Raw genomic sequence first — 18,306 nt, 5'->3', positions numbered from 1 at the left:
ACGAAATGGCCGCATTTACTCAACCAGAAAATCTCCCAGCATTCCCCGCTCCCGAATCCTGATGCCTTTCTCGGTTTGCTCTACCAATGCCGCCTCATACATAAGGTCATGCTCGAAAAGTAATATGCATTGCTCGTCGACGGCCTGTTGAAGGACGCGCTGTTTTTCTTCGATCGTCTGCAATGGCCGCATGTCGTAACTCATGATCCAGGGAATGGGAACGTGGTAGGACGATGGAAACAGGTCGGCGCAGTAGATGATCTTCTGGCCCTTGTATTGGATAACGGGCAGCATCATTTGCTCGGTATGGCCGTCGACATGAATTAGGCTGATGCCTTCAAATGGCGATTGGCCATTCTCAACAAAGCGCAACTGCCCCGATTCCTGCAACGGAAGGATGTTCTCTTTCAAAAAAGAAGCCTTCTCGCGTGGATTGGGATGCGTGGCCCATTGCCAGTGCGCTTCGTTGGACCAGTAGGTGGCATGGGGGAAAGTCGGTTCGAGTCGGGAGCCGTCGCGGCTGAATTGCACGGCGCCCCCGACGTGGTCGAAATGCAGGTGGGTTAGAAACACATCGGTGATATCGGCGGGACTGAAACCTTTTGCTTCGATGGACGAATGCAGTGTAGCCTCGCCGTGGAGGTCGTAGTGCCCGAAAAACTTGTCGTCCTGCTTGTTTCCCATTCCGGTATCGACCAATATCAGTTTCGCTCCATCCTCGATAAGCAGGCATCGCATGGCCCAGGAACAGAGGTTCTTTTCATCGGCCGGGTTCTGTTTGTTCCAAAGAACTTTCGGAACCACGCCGAACATGGCCCCGCCATCGAGCTTGAAAAAACCGGTGTCGATGATATGGATTTTCATAGGGTTATTTGGATTTAAATCGTCCTGATCAGTGGAATATCAACATTCTATCGACCTAACATACCATTATTTTTTCGATCTTCCGACCTGAATTAATAACAAGCCTAACCATGCGCGTACCGTTCCTCTCAGTCAGTTTTCTGTTGTTGTCGACTTTTTTTGTTGATAATCAATCTTATGCACAAAAAATGCCCGTCGATTACGTGGCGACAATGATTGGCACCGCGCCATCGGCCACGGAGAGCGCCAAAGCGCATAGCGAGGCAGGCAGCGAGCTGAAAGGGCAGACCATCCCTGCGGTGGGCGTCCCGAATGGTATGACGCAATGGACGCCGCAGACGCGTTCCACCGAAACCAAATGCATTGCTCCGTTCTACTATAACGATAACAAGTTTCAGGGTTTCCGCGGGACGCATTGGCTGAATGGCTCGTGCGTGCAGGACTACGGATCGGTGACGGTTATGCCGCTCTCGGGCGAGCTCACTACCAATCCTGAAAAGCGGGCCAGCCTGTTCAGTCATGAAAAGGAACAAAGCACGCCCGATTATTACAGCGTATGGCTGCAAGACCATCAGATCAATGCCGAGGTAACAGCCCTCGCCCGAACGGCCCTCATGCGGTTCAAGTTCGAGAGCGGGGAGGAATCGTTTATCATCATCGAACCCAATAGCGACGAAGGGGAAGGTTTCGTGGAAGTGCTTCGCGAGCGGGGAGAAATTGTAGGCTACAATCCTGTTCACCGCATTTACCAGGGCTCAGGGCAGCCGGCGGGGATCAGCGGATACTTTGTGATCAAGTTTGATAAGAAATTCATGCAGTCGGGCGTGTGGCTGGGCGACACCATTACGCCGATGGGCAGGATACTTACCGGCAAGGGGAACCGCGAGAAGCTCGGGGCTTATGTAGGCTTTGGGGATGAAAAGCAGGTGATTACCGTGCGCATCGGTACTTCTTTCACGAGCATTGAGGGGGCAAGGGCGAATCTTGAAAAGGAATTGGGTACCAAGCCATTGGAGGCTGTCCGTAAATCGGCACGTGAAGCGTGGAATGAAGCATTGGGTAAGGTGAGGGTAGCCGGTAGCGACAATGATAAAACACTTTTTTATAGTGCTCTGTACAGAACCAAGCTTTCGCCAAGGCTCTTCTCGGATGTAGATGGCAGTTACCCCTCATTTGGAGGCGGTACCCCGCTGCAAAAAGCAGAGGGATTCGATTACTATTGCGATTTCAGCATGTGGGATACATTCCGCGCGGCAATGCCTCTCGAAATAATGCTCGAACCCAAACGGGCAGGTGATATGATGCAGTCGCTGGTGAAAAAAGCGGAGCAAGGCGGTTGGATGCCGATTTTTCCCTGCTGGAACCATTACACGGCGGCCATGGTGGGCGACCACGCATTGTCCGTCATTGCGGATGCTTATGCCAAGAATGTGCGGAATTTTGATGTGAACAGCGCCTATCAGTTTTTGCACAAAAACGCATTCGAGGTGAATACCAATGCCAAAAGCTATGAGGCCGGACAGGGGCGCCGGGCGCTGAAATCCTACTTGCAATATGGCTATGTGCCGCTGGAAGACAGCGTTTGGCAGGCTTTCCACAAGCGCGAGCAGGTGTCGCGTACGCTCGAATACGCGTACGACGACTTTTGCCTGTCGACGCTGGCAAACGGCTTGGGGAAGACAGAGGATGCCGACCAGCTCCGCAGCAGGGCGCTCAATTACCGGCATGTGATCGACCCGTCGACAGGCTATGCACGCGGACGATATGCCGATGGGCGCTGGATTGCCAATTTTGACCCTTTCGCCAAGCGGGCCAGCTTCATTACGGAGGGCTCACCGGCGCAATACACGTGGTTTGTGCCGCAGGATATGGCAGGGTTACAAAAGATCATGGGCGGGAAGGCCCGCTTCACCGCGAAACTCGACACATTGTTCGACCAGGGGCATTACTGGCACGGCAATGAGCCGAATCATCAGATTGCCTACCTCTACGCGTTTGCAGGCCAGCCGTGGAAGACCCAGCAATGGACGCGGACCATTATCCGAAGCGAATATGATGCCAGTGTAGGCGGATTGAGCGGTAATGAGGACGGTGGGCAGATGTCGGCCTGGCTGGCGTTCAGTATGATGGGCTTTTACCCCGTGGCGCCGGGAACGGATCAGTATGTACTCGGGAGCCCTGTTTTTGAAGAAATTTCCATTGAGACCGGCAAGAATCGCAAGTTTACCGTGAAGGCGAAAGGGGTTTCCGACAATGCCCGGTACATTCAATCGGCGACGTTGAACGGCAAGCCTTTCACCCGGACCTACATTACCCACGGCGAGCTTTTGAAAGGCGGTTCACTGGTGCTGCAAATGGGGGACAAGCCCAATAAGGAATGGGGCGTGCAGGCGGCTGATATGCCTTTTTCACTGACTAAAAACTGAGAGGCCCTGGTGATGGCTGTCAGGTTGTTGAAATTGTGTTTCAAGAAAGAATGTTTTGATGTTTTTTAAGACTACCATATAAAATTTGCATTCATAGCGGTTGGTGGCTAAATTCCACAATTCCATTACTATTCACTCCCAACCCATGAACCGCAGAAATTTCTTTGAAAAGGCCATTCCGGCAAGCTTTGCATTAGGTGCAGTGGCGTCGTCCTGTGCGCCGAGAACCGAGTTGAGGTATCCCGACAAGCATTTCCACATTAGCCGGGGGTATCATCAGATCCCCAAATTACGCCTTTCTATGGACCGCATTGTGAAGGAAACGGTCGGTTTGCGGCCCTTCCGCGCATCCGGCCCGCGCCTGGATGTGGAGCAACTGGGCAACAAGACGATCGTCCATAACTATGGCCACGGCGGCAGCGGTTGGTCGTTGTCGTGGGGTACAGGCAACATTGCCCGGAAAAATGTACTGGCTACCGGCGAGAAGAAGATAGCGGTACTGGGCTGCGGAACCGTGGGCATTGCGACTTCACGATTGTTACAGGAAAGCGGCTGCGAGGTAACCATTTACACCAAGGATGTTCCCCCCAATGTGACGAGTAATCTGGCTACCGGAACCTGGTCGCCGGCGTCGCGGGTGTGTGATAAAAAGATTGCAAAACCTGAGTTTCAGGCCATATGGGAAGAAGCGACCCGTTATTCCTTCCGCAGGTTTCAGTTTCTGCTGGGCATGAACGACATCGCCAGCTGGGCAGAGGAATATGGGGTGTTTAAGGAAGCACCGGTGTATACGCCGGGAGCCGGCGGTGAAGATTTTGAAATACACGGCCTGCTACCCGAGCGGGTGCGATTAGAAAAGAAGGAGCATCCTTTCAAAGCCGACCACGTGACGCGGCGGACCAATATTATGTTCAATATCCCCACTTACCTGCGCCATCAGTTGCAGGATTTTACGATGTTTGGCGGGAAGGTGAAAATCCACGAGATCAAAAAACTGGAAGATATCGACGCATTACCCGAAAAAGTGGTCGTGAATTGCATGGGGCTTGGTGCAAAGCCGGTTTTCAATGACCAGGAGCTAACGCCTGTTTCGGGCCAGCTTTCGTGCCTTATTCCGCAGGGGGATGTGAACTACAAATTGTACACGCAGGGCGCCAACTTCATTGCCCGCAAAGACGGCATTTACATCGGTAGTAATGGCATTGTAGGCAACTGGGACACAACGCCGAGTAAGGAGCAGACCGAGAAGACCGTAGGGATACTGATGAAGCTGATGGAAGAAATGCGGGGTTAATCCTCTTTGAGAAGATAACGCCGGCGGATCTCGTTGATCAGGAATTTTTTATGGGCAGTGAAGCTTTCGGGATGCATGGTTTCAAAAAGGCCGCTCCATTCCTGGTAGCGCAAAACATCGCCCTTTTTGAATGCCCCGGCGTCTATTTTTTTCGATTTCAGATATTCTTCGAATTCCATGTTGCTTGAATTTGCTTGCAATATACCCGTTTAAACTAAGCAATAGCTGCCCGGAAATCAGCTTTAAGCATTAATTTGGCGGGAAATTGCAGCGAATATCCCATGAATGTTTTTGAAATGAAAATAGACCTCCGCAGCGACACCATCACCAAACCCACCCGGGAAATGCAGGAAGCCATGTGGGGCGCCGAGGTGGGCGACGATGTTTTCGGTGACGACCCGACGGTGAATGCATTGCAGGAGAAGGCCGCCCGGCTTTTCGGAATGGAAGATGCGCTTTTTTGCCCTTCCGGCACCATGACCAACCAGCTGGCGATTCGCGTACATACGCGCCCAGGTAGCGATGTGATCTGCGACAAGCATTCGCATATCTACTTGTACGAGGGAGGAGGCATTATGCTCAACTCGTTTTCGTCGGTGAAATTGCTTGACGGCGACTGCGGAAGGCTCGCTGCACAGCAGGTAAGCGAGGCGATCAGCCCGGAAAATGATGTGCATTCGACGGTAACCAGGCTGGTTTCACTTGAAAATACCATGAACAAGGGGGGCGGCTGTTACTACGATTTTAAAGAGATCGAAGCGATCCGCGACGTTTGCCGCGAGCGTAATATCCCTTTGCACCTGGACGGTGCGAGGCTTTTCAATGCATTGGTGGAAACGGGCGAAACACCTGCACAATATGGGCAGGTGTTCGACAGTATCAGCATTTGCCTTTCCAAAGGGCTTGGTTGCCCGGTAGGATCGTTGTTGCTCGGTACTCACGAAATGATCCGTGAAGCGCGCCGTTTCCGCAAAGTAATGGGCGGCGGCTGGCGGCAGGCCGGCTTCCTGGCCGCGGCAGGTATTTATGCGCTCGATAACCACGTCGACCGGCTAAGGGAAGACCACCGCCGGGCCAGAACCATAGGGGAACTGTTTGCAGCCAGGGCGGAAGTAGCCGAGGTATTTCCGGTCGATACGAATATCGTCATCGTCCGACTGAACGATGGTATATCCGAAAAAGAATATGTTAACCGCCTGGCCGATGCCGGAATCCTGGCCGTCACATTTGGGAAAGGGCTCGTCAGGTTTGTGACGCACCTCGATTTCACCGACGACTTGCTGGACACCATGCAGACCAGGCTCCGGACATTCTAAACCTCAGGGATCATTTCCTCGTACTCATATTCCGAATTGGGACCCTGATAAATCACTTTCATGCCTGTGAGATCGGCTACGTAGGTGTGTATACCCGCAGCACCGATCTCACGCAGGAAAGTCGGGTAGTCGGTAAGACCATCTTGATTGCGTTTGATAGCCGCCTTCACTTCTTCCAGTTCGAATGTCTCCGCACATTCAAATTCAGGTAAATCACCGGCTATAATCAACTTGTCGCCGTTAACGGACGTATAGGTACGTTTGTGATTTTTAACCTTCACTTCATAGTTGTCGACCCCGATGGCTTTCAGGTTTTTGACAAATAGCGGGTAGGGCTGGCCGGCCGACCGTTGCTCGGCTGATTCAATGAGTTCTTCGGTCAATTCAATTATTTCCATATCAGTTCACTTTAATGCGCCATATCGTCGTCTTCCGGGTGGACGATCAGCGAGCTGCGCGTGTCCAGTTTTTTGATCATTTCGTTGGACATCGCGTCGGCATACACGCCGTAGCTGCTCACCAGGGTTCCTTTCAGGCCGTCCTTCGATTCGATAGCGTACAAAATCGACATATCGGAAGGGTTGGTCATGCCTTCGAAACGGTAAACCTGTACAATATCGAAATCCTCAGGCGATAATGTGAGGCAGATGCCATCGTCCTTATGTACTTCCAGGGCATGGGCTGTAAGATTAAAATCATAGGTATAGCCTTGCTCCTGCAAATCTTCAAGCGTTTCGATGAGCGTATCGGGCTCGCTCATGTTTTTGTTGGAAGGATGCGGTTTCTTAACCTTATCCTGGTCTGTTCCTTGCAAGTCCATAGTGTTTATTTTTTAAGATGGATGATCTGCTTGAATCAACAACTGATAGCGATTTTGAACATCATCCGGGAAAAAAGTATGCCTTGCTGAACAGCCGTTTTTGCTGTGAAAATGTCAATCCGGCGATGTACAGATTGAGGTACTTTGACCTCAGTTTGCCAGATTTTGTAGAACCTCAATAGTACATAAACCGGATTATTTGGGACGATACACCAATTGTCCTGAGTTGTAAGCACCAAAGCATCCAAGGCCACCCTCGATATTGGTATAGATCAGTGACGGTTCCACAAATGGGTTATCCGAATCACCCCGCGTTTGCACCGAGCGATGGTATTTAAAATAATGCTCGTCGGTATTGTACACCTCCATCGTGATGGATACGATTTTACTTTTGGGATAAGAAGTGTACACAGTGCCATTGGAACTGTAACTAAGCGGGTCGGGAAGGTTTACGCGGCCGATCGGCGAGCTGAACTCGGTACCGTCCAGGTTTACGTCGCTACGGAAATCGTTTCGGCCGATGGTATCGTCCCAGTTGAAATTGAAGCGGTTTCTTACCCTTTTCTCCTTGAATTGGCCGCTATTGGAAAGTTCTTCCGGAATGCTGTATTCCAGGTCCAGCGCCGCGCGGACCCGATAGTAGTTGGTCTGTCCGGCGATGTCGTTCCAATTGTATTTTACGGTCAACAGGGTGTCCCTGGCTGACATGCTGCCGGAATAGGAGGTGTCTATCTTGTAGGTCGCCGGTACGACGGCAATCGCCGGTACGGTACAGGTTGCATTTACCGACCGGATACCGTTGACAACCGATAGGAAATAGGTTTTCCCGGGCAGAATGGCGAGAGCTGATTTGTCGGCGGAGTAAAGCTGGTTGGCAGTGTCGAATGGGATCACAGCCTCCCGGGTGCCGTCGGATAATCTGACGACCGCATTCGGGATCACGCCGCCTTTCAGATCGGGCTCGGCAAAAAGCGGTATCGACTCTGTAACGACCACGTTAATGCGTGCAGACTGCGGCGAAATAAAGCATTGCACGACCAGCTTCGATTCTACTTGTGGAAGATCGCCCTTGTCGACGTCCGTCACAAGCGATTCGCATGCCGCCAGGAACAATGTAACGATCAGGAAAATGATGTATCTGAGAAACATAGCCTCTTTTTAGAATTTAAAGTTATAGCTGAAATAGGGCAGTACCGGAAACAATGAATAGCGCTTCAGCGTGTATTTCGGCACTGGCGTAGCCGGCATTACATTGGGAAGAATTACCATTTCTTCGTCGATATTGTAGAAGAACGGGTTCCTGCGGTTGTAAGCATTGTAAACCCCAAACTCCCACGTGCGCTCATGCCGTTTCTTCTTTTTATGGAATTGAATGGCGATGTCCATTCGATGAAACGGCTCGGCGCGGTAGCTGTTTTTTTGCCCGTATTCGCTGACGGTCGGGCCAAACCAGTTGATGGCGGGCTTGCCGTCCCCCGTGATGCGCGTCACAAAGTTGTCCGTTGCCGCCCGGTAGCTCGACACTGGGAGCGTCAACGCATTGCCGGTGCCGTACACCCACGTGGCCGAGAGTGTAATTTTTTTGCTCAATTCATATATCCCTACTACCGAAAGATCGTGGCGCCGGTCGTAACGCGGGAAGAATGTTTTGCCAAAGTTCAGCTCCGGGAATTTCCAATAGGTCCACGACAATGTGTAACCGATCCAGCCGGAGAATCGGCCGGTTTTCTTCTGAACAAGAAACTCACCGCCGTACGACCAGCCCTTGCCGGAAGTCACATTATCCTCCCAGCTCAGCTCATTAGCATTCTCGCCATTGATGCTCAGAAACGACGAACCCTCCTTATAGTTAAGGATGTTGTTCATTTTTTTATAATATCCTTCGAGCGTAACCGTGAGCGCGGGGCGCTCGAAGTCTTTGGCCAGGCCGGCCGCAATTTGTTCCGACTGCTGGGGCGCAACGCGGGCGGTGGTGGGTACCCAAAGGTCGGTTGGGAGCCCCAGGCCGGTATTGGACAGCAAATGCACATATTGGTTCATGCGCGCATACGAGGCTTTGAAAGAAAGGTTCTCGGCAAGGCGCAATGCCGCCGAAATGCGTGGTTCGGGACGGACATAGGTCTTAACTTCCGTTTGAAACGTACTCAACCGCAGTCCGGCATTGACTTTCAGGGCGTCCAGTGCCTGCCAGGTGTCTTCGATGTAAAGCCCCGTTTCGAGGGAGTGGACCGGCTTGACCGATCGTTCGATGGGGTTATCGGTAAATGTACCCGCGATCGCGAGCGCCGAGGGGACGAATTTGTGAAAAGTGGCCTGCCCACCAAACTTCACTGCGTGTTTGGAGGAGGGGTAAAAATCAAAATCCGTTTTAATGCCAAGGTCGCGGATACGCGAATCGTATTCTAGGCTGAACTCGTCGTCGAGGGAGCCGTCGCTATTCAGTTCTTTGGAATAACTGGAAACCCCGAATTTGAAGTTGCTGAATATGAAGGAGGTATTGACAAACAATTTCTGGTTCAAAACATGGTTCCAACGCATCGTCGCTGTCGCATTGCCCCAATCGAGGCCGGCACGGGTTTCGGAAGTGCTGCTCTTCTCATTCGCATGAAACTTGTCGCGACCGAAGTAGCCGCTCACGTAAAGTTTATCCTTGCTGCCGAGATCGTAGTTCATCTTGGCATTCAAATCATAAAAATAATAGCCGGGCTTCACCTGGCTGTCTTCGCCGCGCTGCTCCCGGGCGATCAGCGGTGCAGCCAGAAAATCGATGTACGTCCGGCGGCCGGAGATCAGGAAAGAGGATTTTCCCTTTGAAATAGGTCCTTCGAGGGTTAGCCGCGAGGAAATCAGGCCTATTCCGCCTTCGCCGTGTAGTTTCTCCTTACTGCCTTCCTTCATATTCATTTCCAGCACCGACGACAGCCGACCGCCATACCGCGCCGGAAAGCCGCCTTTGGTCAGCTCCACGCTCCTGAGCGCATCCGAATTGAAGATTGAGAAGAAGCCGAAAAGGTGATTGGCGTTATAAACCACCGCGTCGTCGAGGATAATAAGGTTTTGATCGGGCCCGCCGCCGCGTACATATAGTCCCGTTTGCCCCTCAGTCCCTTTTTGCACGCCCGGCATGAGTTGCAGGACGCGCAATACGTCCTTTTCGCCAAAGAATGCCGGCACTTTTTTCAGCTGCTGTATCGGGATTTCGATTTTACTCATTTGCGCGGTCCGGCTGACATAATCCTCCTGCTTGCGCGCGGACACGACCACTTCTTCCAGTTGTGTGATGGTAGGAAGAAAAATGTTCAGTTCGGTGTCCGTCCGGAGCGCCACTCGTTTCTGCTGTTTTTCATAACCGACAAATGAGAAGGAAACCGTGGCGGAATCTGACGCGGGCAAGGTGAGGGAGTAAAAGCCGTAGGTGTTCGTCACTGCGCCGTAGGGGGTATTATCGATGTACACGTTTACTCCCGGAAGCTGCTCCTGGCTGCCTTTTTCCCGCACAAAACCGCTGATCGTAACGCGGTTCTGTGCAACAGAAATGATGTGGGAAAGAAGAAGAAAGGCCGTAAAAATCAGACGCATAGACGAGATTGCGGTTAGTTTGAGTAACGAGTCGGTCGGTGATCTAGTATGGTGCAGTTGTATTTGACCATGACGATATCCGGGCCAAAACCGTTGCAGCTGATACAAAAAGAATGGCGGAACTCCCCGCTAAACCGGGAACTTCCGCCATCATCAAAGCCGGATAGGTTACTTTACGCCCTTAACCCTCATTTTTAACCCGTAAACTGCTGTTTCGGCAGTGATAAACAGCATATCACGATTTTTGCCGCCAAAGCATACATTCGCGGTCCATCCTTTGTGCACGGGGAAATGGGCGATTTGGGTACCCGTTTTGTCAAATACCGTCACGCCGTCGCCGGTGATGTAAAGGTTGCCTTCCTCGTCGAGGATCATGCCATCGGAGCCTTTGGAAACAAACAGCTGCCTGTTGGCTAGTGTCCCGTCTTTCTGGATATCGTAAACATAGGTTTTGCTGTCACCAATGTCGGCTACGTAAAGTTTCTTACCATCGGCGGTGCCGATAATGCCGTTGGGCTTTTTCAGCTTTTCGTCCACCCGGGTGAATTTTCTGTGATCGGGGCTGAGGTAGTAAACGTGTTGGCCATCCTGCTGCATAGCTGGGTCGCGTTTCCAGTAATCGCGTTTGTAGAGCGGGTCTGTGAGGTAAATGCCGCCTTTGGGGTCGATCCAGAGATCGTTGGGGCCGTTGAGGAGCTTACCTTCGTAATCTTTCACCAGCACCGTCGGGTTGCCTTTTTTATCGAATGACCAAACCTGGTTCTCCTCGTCGGAGCACGCGATCAGGTTTCCCTTTTTATCGAAATACATGCCGTTGGCCCGGCCTGCTTTGTCGGAAAACGTGCTGAATGCGCCCGTTTCGGCATCCCAGCGGATAATTTTGTTATTAGGCTGATCTGTAAAAAACACATTGCCGTTTTTATCTGAAACAGGCCCTTCGGTGAATTTATACCCATCGCCCAGCTTCTCGACCTGTGCTCCGGGCGCGACGATTGATTTCGAATCCATGATTTGTGCGGATAGTAAAACAGGAGTAAACAGCGCGGCCAAGCCGGCCAGCACGGGGATGATGATTTTGGATTTTTGCATATAAAACGCGCCCGGTGTTGTTTCGAACCGGGCCAATGTATTAAAGCCGGGATGGCGGGGGCTTTACTGGTTGACGGTTTGGGGCTATGCGTTCTTCGTCTTTTCAGGCCTCGAAATGCATTTCCAGCAAAGTGTTGATTTTGGTTGTAAGGATTTCGATCAGTTCTTCCTCCATAAACTCATATTCGTCCGGAATATCGAGTACCTGAATGGGCGGTAAATCCAAATGGGCGTACAGTTTTCGAATCTTGGATTTATGATCGCTTTCCATGACCAGCGTAATGTCCGCCCAATTAAGGTCACCCTCCGAGATTTTTCTGTTGCTCTGAGGGCTTAACCCGGCTGATCGGATATTGAAGCGCTGGTCGTTTTTGAAAACATATTCGGCCGTACGACTGCGGCGCTTGTTCTTGCCGCAAATGACCAGAATGTTGGGACGATGCATATTCTATTATTTTCCGGCGAGCATAATTTTAGCGCCGCCTTTGCGAATGGATTCATAAACGGCATCCACGACGATCATATCTTTCAATCCCTCCTCGCCGGTCACGTTCGGATCCGGTTTGTTGTTGAGGATAATATCGGCGATGCCGTCCATTTGGAGCGTCTGATGTGTAACCACGGGCTGGTTCATCGGGCCAAGGTGGGTACGGCCTTTAATAGGACCATAACCGAACGCCGGGCTCAATTCCACAAAACCCTTTTCTCCGACGACATAAAGCCGCTCGTAATTATTAAATGCGTAGGTAGTACCACAGCTGGCCATAATGCCGCTGGGGAAACCCAGCTGGAACATGATCGTCTCGTCGACTTCTTTGAATTTGACAGGATCGGTCTTGGTTTCTTGCGCTGTTACCCAGATCGGCTCTTCACCGGTTGCGTAGCGGGCGCCGTTCAGCGCGTAAATACCCACGTCCATCATCGCGCCGCCGCCCGCGAGGGCTTTTTTCAGCCGCCATTGGTTCGGGTCGCCTGATTTGAAACCCATATAATTGTTCACATGCATGATCTTGCCCAGTTCGCCGGCCTCGCGCATACGTATAAGCTCGCGGGTGTGCGGCTCGAAATGCATCCGGTAGCCGATATAGAACTTCACACCGGCCTTTTTACAAGCCGCGATCATCTCCCGGGTTTGCTTTGCATTGTCGGCAACGGGTTTTTCACAGATCACGTGTTTTCCGGCAGCCGCAATTTGCAGCACGTGTTTGTGGTGCAGGGAGTTGGGCGTCGTGACATATACAATATCGATATCCGGATTGTCCTTTATTTTACCGACCGTTTCGTAGTTGTAGGTATTCTTTTCTGGAATATTGTATTTCTGTTTCCAGGTTTCGAGCTTGGAAGGCGTACCGGAAACAGCCCCGACGAGCGTTGCCATTTTGCAATCCTTCATGGCCTCCGCCACGCGGGTTGCATAGCTGCCCAGCCCCATCAACGCTACGCGTAGCTGCTTGTCGGCCTTCGGGCCCGAGTAGAGCTCACGAGCCGATGCAGGGAGGTCGGTCAACGCCGTTGCGCCGATGCCCAATGATAGTTTTTGCAGGAAATCTCGACGGGTATCCATATTGATGAGTGATTTTCAGTTGAATATTCAAAAGGCAAAAAGTGGGCTTTGCTGTTGATCTCCTTGAAATTTTGTAACTCATTTATTTGAAAGTGTCAATTCGTCGGCGTGTTTTTCCGGTTCGGTTTCTTCCTCCGCATCTTCCTCATCCCAGTTATCCGGCAGGAAGCCTTTCGCCACCGGACGATTCGCTAACGTTTCACGCAGCAACTTCGCTTTTGGGTTAAAGGAAGAGATTTTGTCTATCGCGGTTTCCAATCGGCTCAGTGTTTCCTGTGAAGGAATGGTGATAATGAGATCCGTAAGCGGGATTTCGAATAGTAAATGAATCAATTTTAGATCATTGGTCGAAAACGGCCTGACGCCATTAAGCAATTCGGAGGTGTAGGATTTGCTGTGGTTTAGTAGCAGCGCTAGGTCTTTTTGTTTTAATGAAAGTTCTTGGAGCTTTGCGAGAATGAGATTGCGTCGTTGCCTGATGAATACGTATTCTTTTTCGGCTTGGATTACTGCTGCGTCGCTTTCTTCGATCTGGGCGTCCGTAATAAGTGATCTGTCTGACCAGCGCCTGTCTTCAAATTCAATAATCAGGTTGCTCAACGCCTTTATGGTCGTGCCAAGATCCGGCAGATTTTCCTCGTGGAGCCTTAAATATCGTTTGGCGAGTGTAACCTGTTCACATTCAAGTTCGGTTTCAATCCGACCGGCGTCCAATATTCTTTTGATATTAGGTTCGTTTAGTTCCAGCTGGTGTTTGCTCTTAACCATTTCTCGATCGTGTTTGTGTTATTTTTGAAAACCCTTACATATTCCTCATGTGTCCCAGCCCATAGAATTTCGGCCTGATCCTTCTCAAGTTCTATGAAAACCAAAGTCCTATGAATGTGCAGGTTGAAGAAATATAGCCCTTTACTATGCACTCGGTCAGCATCGTGCCTGATTTTCAGGAGATCTCCGATATCATCTACAGAACTCGTTCTAAGGTCCTTAATAAGTTGGTCGACAGCTTTTGCCAGTCGCGAGTTTCCTCTATTCTTTCTTATAAGCCTTTCTAAAATCCTTTTACCTTCAATAACCATATCCCGGCTGTACAATTTAAGAAAAGTTCTACTAAAAAGTGAACTTTCAGGTTTGGGCTTTCTCTTGATACGCCGGTTTTGAAAAAGGTAACGGAAGAATTATTTGCAGGTCAAAAATGGGAGGAGTGCAAAAAAAGCGGCACCTCCCGCAATGGGAGGTGCCGCCTGGATACTATGTATTTGAACCTTACTTAACTGTCAGAATACGTTCTACTTTTTGGTCAGCCAATTCGAAAGTTTTGGTTTGGACTTCGTTGCCGCTGATGATGTCCAGCTTGTATTTGCCGGGTTCCATGGCGTCGAGGTTCAGGGTACGGCCGAATTTCTTGTGGTCTCTCGAAATTGTTTCGCGGTATACCACGACTCCCTCCGCGTCTTTAAGCAACAATGTTGTTTTGGAATCGGTACTACCCTTGTCTACAAGGACGTTGATTTTACCGGTTTTGGTGGCATAAATGCCAGTTCCGAAAGTGGAAGCTTTTTTGGCTTCTTTGTCTCCTGCCTGGGCAGTGAAAGAAACGGCTGCAAGCGCAAATGCGCAGATGAAGGTTTTAACTGATGTTTTCATGGCTATTTTATTTTTATGGCTATAAATTTTGTTCTATTTCAAGAACACGACAAAGGTAAGAGCAGGCTCGTGTACGATCTGAATCAAAGTACACGAGCGGAATTTCGGGTGGGACAAGTGGTTGATTCCCAGCATAAGCAATTGAACGGTATCTCATGGCTATTTTTCAAAAATGTAACCAAGAGACGTAAGACCTGATAGGAGTGTTGCTTGGAAAAGTGTTAATAACTGTTAAAAAAAAACGGCCCTCCATCTGTGGGGGCCGCTTTTAACTAAAACTAAAACCGAAACTATTCTTTTTCTACAAAGTCCATGTCCTTTGTAAATGTCTCTTCCAGGAAATATAAGGCGATCAAGGCCACCAGGGACGTTGCTATGCCTATTGCCAGCCCGGCCTGGATCACTCCCAGGTCAGGTTTGAAACTCACAAACAATGACGCCAGCGGAATAGTCGCGCCGCGCACAAAATTGGGTACCGTTGTCGCGACCGTCGCGCGAAGGTTCGTACCGAACAATTCCGCAGCAATGGTAATAAATAATGTCCAGTAACCATTGCAGAACCCGAGCAAGGTACAAAGCAAGTAGAAGGAGAACAAATCTTGCATCGGAATAAGCAAATAGCCTATCACCATGGCAAGCGAAAGCATGATAAACAGCCTGATCACTTTTTTCCTGCTACGCATGTACTGGCTAAGTAATCCACTGACGATATCTCCGCCCACTTGCCCCGAAAAAGCCAGCATTACCGCTTTCCCGGCATTAATTCCCTCAATACCTTTCGCAGCTCCGAATTCGGGTGAAAATGTAATAAGAATTCCTACTACAAACCAAATCGGAAGCCCTACCAGGATCGCCATCAGGTATTTACCGAGGCGTTTTCCATTGGTCAGGATCATGAAAATATTACCGCGATCCACCGAACGCTCCTTGGCATGTTTGAACATGCCCGATTCAAAAACATTGAAACGCAATACCAAAAGCAGCAAACCCATTCCACCTCCTACAAAATAAGAGATGCGCCATGCAAATAAATCGGCTACGAAGTAAGCTAAAATTGCGCCCAAAACACCGAGGGTAGCCACCAATGTGGTACCATAGCCCCGTATTTCTTTGGGCAGTACTTCCGTAACAAGTGTAATCCCGGCTCCCAGCTCACCGGCCAGCCCGACGCCCGCAATAAAGCGAAGAAGCGCGTATTGATCAAGCGAGTTGACAAAGCCATTGCCGATATTGGCCAGGGAGTACATAATAATGGATCCGAAAAGAACGGAAAGCCGGCCTCTTTTATCTGCAATCACCCCCCACAACACACCGCCGATCAGCATTCCGGCCATTTGGTAATTCAATAAACTAATGCCTTCATTCAGCAGCTGATCGTCGGCGACGTTCAGCGCTTTCAGACTCGGCACCCGCACCACACTGAACAAAAACAGGTCGTACATATCGACCAGGTAGCCCAATGCAGCCACTATTACAGGTACTTGCAATAACTGCGAAAGCAGCGAAGGTTGAGGATTGTTGGTTGTTGTTGACATAGGGTTAGGTTTTACTTCGGCTTTCGGCTTTCGGCCGTCGGCCTGTGTTGTTAAATGTCAATCAATTCTTTTTTTGACCGCCGACTGCCGACCGCCGAAAGCCGAAGTCATAATCGGTCGATCAGCATTCCGCCATCCACGCCGATCACCTGGCCGGTGGAGTAGGGGAAATCACCTCTCGTTAACGATGCAACCGCCTTGCCTACATCCTCGGGCGTGCCCCAGCGGGGCTGCAATGCAATGCCGCTCTGGAACAGGTTGTCGTATTTCTCCTGTACTTTGGAAGTCATGTCGGTGGAAATAATACCCGGACGGATTTCGTAAACCGGAATATTGTACTCGGCCATGCGCACTGCAAAAAGCAAGTTGGTCATGGCAAGCCCGGCTTTTGAAATACAATATTCTCCGCGGTTAATGGAAGCCACCGTGGCTGAAATGGACGTTACGAAGATGATCGCCGCTTCAAACGCATGGTTATCCTGCTTCGCCGCCGCCATGCGCTTGCCGATGGCCTGGGTGAAAAAGAACGGGCCTTCGAGGTTGGTCGTCATCACTTCCTGGTAATTCTCGACGGTCGTTTCCAGGATGTCGAGCCTCACACGCGGCGCAATGCCGGCATTGTTAACGAGCAGGTTGATCTGCCCAAAAACGGAATAGGCCTTTTCAATAATCGCCTCGCGATCGGTCGCGTTGGCGATGCTTCCCTGGCAATAAGCCACTTCCGCTCCCAGTTCGCGCAGTTCGTTAAGCGCATCAGCAGCGCCCGCTTCGTCGCGGACGCCGTTGATGGCCAGGTTATATCCTTCTTTGGCAAGCGCTTTGGCAATGCCAAAACCAATGCCCCGACTTCCGCCGGTGATTAATGCGGTCTTTTTCATAGTTCCTGCACGTCAACCCATTGGCGTTTCTCCCAGCTTTCGAGGCCTTTTTCGGCTAGTTGCACGCCGCGCGCACCGGCTTTCAGATCCCACGGGAATGGCTCGTCTTTTACAATGTGTTTCAGGAAAAGCTCCCATTGCGCCTTGAATGCATTGTCGTAAATCTCCTGCTCCGGTACTTTGGACCATCCGTCGAAGAATGGGATCGGTTGTGCGATGTCCGGGTTCCAAACGGGTTTCGGCGTGTTACCGTAATGCTGGATGTAGCAGTCGCGCAGACCGGCAACGGCTGAGCCGTGTGTTCCGTCCACTTGCAGCGTAAGCAAATCGTCGCGGCGTACGCGTACGGTCCATGATGAATTGAAATGCGCGACCACATCGCCTTCCAGTTCGAATGTCGCGTAGCAAGCGTCGTCGGCGGTACATTTATAGGTATTGCCATTCTCGTCCACGCGTTCGGGGATGTGCGTTGCACCCAGGCAGGACACCGCTTTCACATTTCCGAACAGGTTATCAAGTACATAGCGCCAGTGGCAGAGCATATCCACGATAATACCGCCATCGTCTTCCTTACGGTAGTTCCACGAAGGACGTTGTGCAGGAATGCTCGTTCCTTCAAAAACCCAGTATCCGAACTCGCCGCGTACCGAAAGGATTTTGCCGAAGAAACCCGCTTCCATCAATCTTTTCAGTTTCACCATACCAGGCAGCCAGAGCTTATCTTGCACCACACCGTTTTTCAAGCCTGCTTTGGTAGCCAGTTCATAAAGCTCCAATGCCTCCTCGGTGGTAGTACCGGTCGGTTTTTCACAATAAATATGTTTTCCAGCCTCGATAGCCTTCTTCACAGCCGCTGCACGGCGACCGGTCACCTGTGCATCGAAATAGATCTGGTAATGTGGATCGGACATGACGGAATCCAGGTCAGTCGTGTATTTCTGCACACCCGATTGTTTGCAAAGTGCTTGCAGTTTCGCCTCATTGCGGCCTACGAGGATCGGGTCGGGCATAATCACCTCGTCGGAAGAGATCTTTACGCCGCCTTGCTCGATAATGGCTTTGATCGAACGCAATAAATGCTGGTTGGTACCCATACGGCCGGTTACGCCGTTCATGATAATGCCAATGGTATGTGTTGTCATTTTTGTTTTGTTTTTTTAGTTAATGGCGCGAAGTTTCCGTTTCCTGGCGCGAAGCTGTGCTTCGTGCCCGCTATTTCGGAGGCCCGGCCGACTTGATTTACGTTACGCTAACTGACGCCGGCCAGAGGCCTGCGAATAGTTTGCACGAAGCA

The 18,306-nt window shown here is 50.7% G+C and carries 18 protein-coding genes; 3 read left to right on the top strand and 15 right to left on the bottom strand.

Annotated elements, in window-relative coordinates; translation table 11 throughout:
- Positions 1–15 precede the first annotated feature (15 nt).
- Positions 16–864, bottom strand: coding sequence for an MBL fold metallo-hydrolase (locus J2Y43_RS04135; protein ID WP_309981128.1), 849 nt, complete (start codon positions 862–864; stop codon positions 16–18).
- A gap of 110 nt (positions 865–974) precedes the next feature.
- Here J2Y43_RS04135 and J2Y43_RS04130 point away from each other — a divergent pair, with 110 nt between their 5' ends.
- Together J2Y43_RS04130 and J2Y43_RS04125 are read left to right on the top strand one after the other, a co-directional pair.
- Positions 975–3,290: a GH92 family glycosyl hydrolase gene (locus J2Y43_RS04130; RefSeq protein WP_309981129.1), complete on the top strand. Its 2,316-nt coding sequence runs from the start codon at positions 975–977 to the stop codon at positions 3,288–3,290.
- A 145-nt stretch (positions 3,291–3,435) separates the two neighbouring features.
- Positions 3,436–4,584, top strand: coding sequence for an FAD-dependent oxidoreductase (locus tag J2Y43_RS04125; RefSeq protein ID WP_309981130.1), 1,149 nt, complete (start codon positions 3,436–3,438; stop codon positions 4,582–4,584).
- On the opposite strand, the gene J2Y43_RS04120 is transcribed toward J2Y43_RS04125, so the two are convergent.
- Complete coding sequence (locus tag J2Y43_RS04120) at positions 4,581–4,763, bottom strand: hypothetical protein (protein ID WP_106597873.1); 183 nt, start codon at positions 4,761–4,763, stop codon at positions 4,581–4,583. The two genes, J2Y43_RS04125 and J2Y43_RS04120, sit on opposite strands and share 4 nt — an antisense overlap.
- A 117-nt stretch (positions 4,764–4,880) precedes the next feature.
- Between J2Y43_RS04120 and J2Y43_RS04115 the strand changes: the two genes are divergently transcribed.
- The gene (locus tag J2Y43_RS04115; RefSeq protein ID WP_309981131.1) at positions 4,881–5,900 is read left to right on the top strand and encodes a GntG family PLP-dependent aldolase; all 1,020 of its coding nucleotides are present in this window, start codon (positions 4,881–4,883) and stop codon (positions 5,898–5,900) included.
- On the opposite strand, the gene J2Y43_RS04110 is transcribed toward J2Y43_RS04115, so the two are convergent.
- The 13 genes from J2Y43_RS04110 to J2Y43_RS04050 all read right to left on the bottom strand — a co-directional run bounded on the left by J2Y43_RS04110 (position 5,897) and on the right by J2Y43_RS04050 (position 18,154).
- Positions 5,897–6,298: a DUF1398 family protein gene (locus J2Y43_RS04110; RefSeq protein WP_309981132.1), complete on the bottom strand. Its 402-nt coding sequence runs from the start codon at positions 6,296–6,298 to the stop codon at positions 5,897–5,899. The two genes, J2Y43_RS04115 and J2Y43_RS04110, sit on opposite strands and share 4 nt — an antisense overlap.
- 11 nt (positions 6,299–6,309) lie before the next feature.
- Positions 6,310–6,720, bottom strand: a complete 411-nt coding sequence (locus tag J2Y43_RS04105) for a hypothetical protein (protein ID WP_106597875.1) — start codon at positions 6,718–6,720, stop codon at positions 6,310–6,312.
- A 195-nt stretch (positions 6,721–6,915) separates the two neighbouring features.
- Entirely contained in the window at positions 6,916–7,869 is a 954-nt protein-coding gene (locus J2Y43_RS04100; protein WP_309981133.1) for a DUF4249 domain-containing protein, read from the bottom strand.
- A 9-nt stretch (positions 7,870–7,878) separates the two neighbouring features.
- A complete protein-coding gene (locus J2Y43_RS04095; protein WP_309981134.1) occupies positions 7,879–10,299 on the bottom strand; it encodes a TonB-dependent receptor in 2,421 nt (806 codons plus the stop codon).
- A gap of 168 nt (positions 10,300–10,467) precedes the next feature.
- Entirely contained in the window at positions 10,468–11,388 is a 921-nt protein-coding gene (locus J2Y43_RS04090) for an SMP-30/gluconolactonase/LRE family protein (protein ID WP_309981135.1), read from the bottom strand.
- A gap of 103 nt (positions 11,389–11,491) precedes the next feature.
- On the bottom strand, positions 11,492–11,833 hold the full coding sequence (locus J2Y43_RS04085; protein ID WP_309981136.1) for a protein-tyrosine-phosphatase: 342 nt from the start codon (positions 11,831–11,833) through the stop codon (positions 11,492–11,494).
- 6 nt (positions 11,834–11,839) lie between these two features.
- Entirely contained in the window at positions 11,840–12,952 is a 1,113-nt protein-coding gene (locus tag J2Y43_RS04080) for a Gfo/Idh/MocA family oxidoreductase (protein WP_309981137.1), read from the bottom strand.
- 78 nt (positions 12,953–13,030) lie between these two features.
- Complete coding sequence (locus J2Y43_RS04075; RefSeq protein WP_309981138.1) at positions 13,031–13,720, bottom strand: helix-turn-helix transcriptional regulator; 690 nt, start codon at positions 13,718–13,720, stop codon at positions 13,031–13,033.
- On the bottom strand, positions 13,690–14,031 hold the full coding sequence (locus J2Y43_RS04070; protein ID WP_309981139.1) for a type II toxin-antitoxin system HigB family toxin: 342 nt from the start codon (positions 14,029–14,031) through the stop codon (positions 13,690–13,692). Before J2Y43_RS04070 ends, J2Y43_RS04075 begins: the two co-directional genes overlap by 31 nt.
- Before the next feature lie 187 nt (positions 14,032–14,218).
- The gene (locus J2Y43_RS04065) at positions 14,219–14,599 is read right to left on the bottom strand and encodes a DUF3244 domain-containing protein (protein ID WP_223402699.1); all 381 of its coding nucleotides are present in this window, start codon (positions 14,597–14,599) and stop codon (positions 14,219–14,221) included.
- A 290-nt stretch (positions 14,600–14,889) separates the two neighbouring features.
- Positions 14,890–16,134: an MFS transporter gene (locus J2Y43_RS04060; protein ID WP_309981140.1), complete on the bottom strand. Its 1,245-nt coding sequence runs from the start codon at positions 16,132–16,134 to the stop codon at positions 14,890–14,892.
- 107 nt (positions 16,135–16,241) lie between these two features.
- Complete coding sequence (locus J2Y43_RS04055) at positions 16,242–17,012, bottom strand: 3-ketoacyl-ACP reductase (protein WP_309981141.1); 771 nt, start codon at positions 17,010–17,012, stop codon at positions 16,242–16,244.
- Positions 17,009–18,154, bottom strand: coding sequence for a Gfo/Idh/MocA family oxidoreductase (locus tag J2Y43_RS04050; RefSeq protein WP_309981142.1), 1,146 nt, complete (start codon positions 18,152–18,154; stop codon positions 17,009–17,011). The genes J2Y43_RS04055 and J2Y43_RS04050 overlap by 4 nt, the downstream gene beginning before the upstream one ends.
- Positions 18,155–18,306 lie beyond the last annotated feature (152 nt).

Origin of the sequence: Dyadobacter sp. BE31 (genome assembly GCF_031457695.1) — a bacterium.
In the GTDB taxonomy this organism is placed as follows: domain Bacteria; phylum Bacteroidota; class Bacteroidia; order Cytophagales; family Spirosomataceae; genus Dyadobacter.
The sequence above is the reverse complement of the archived record's forward strand: the minus strand, read 5'-3'. Positions and strand labels throughout refer to the sequence as shown.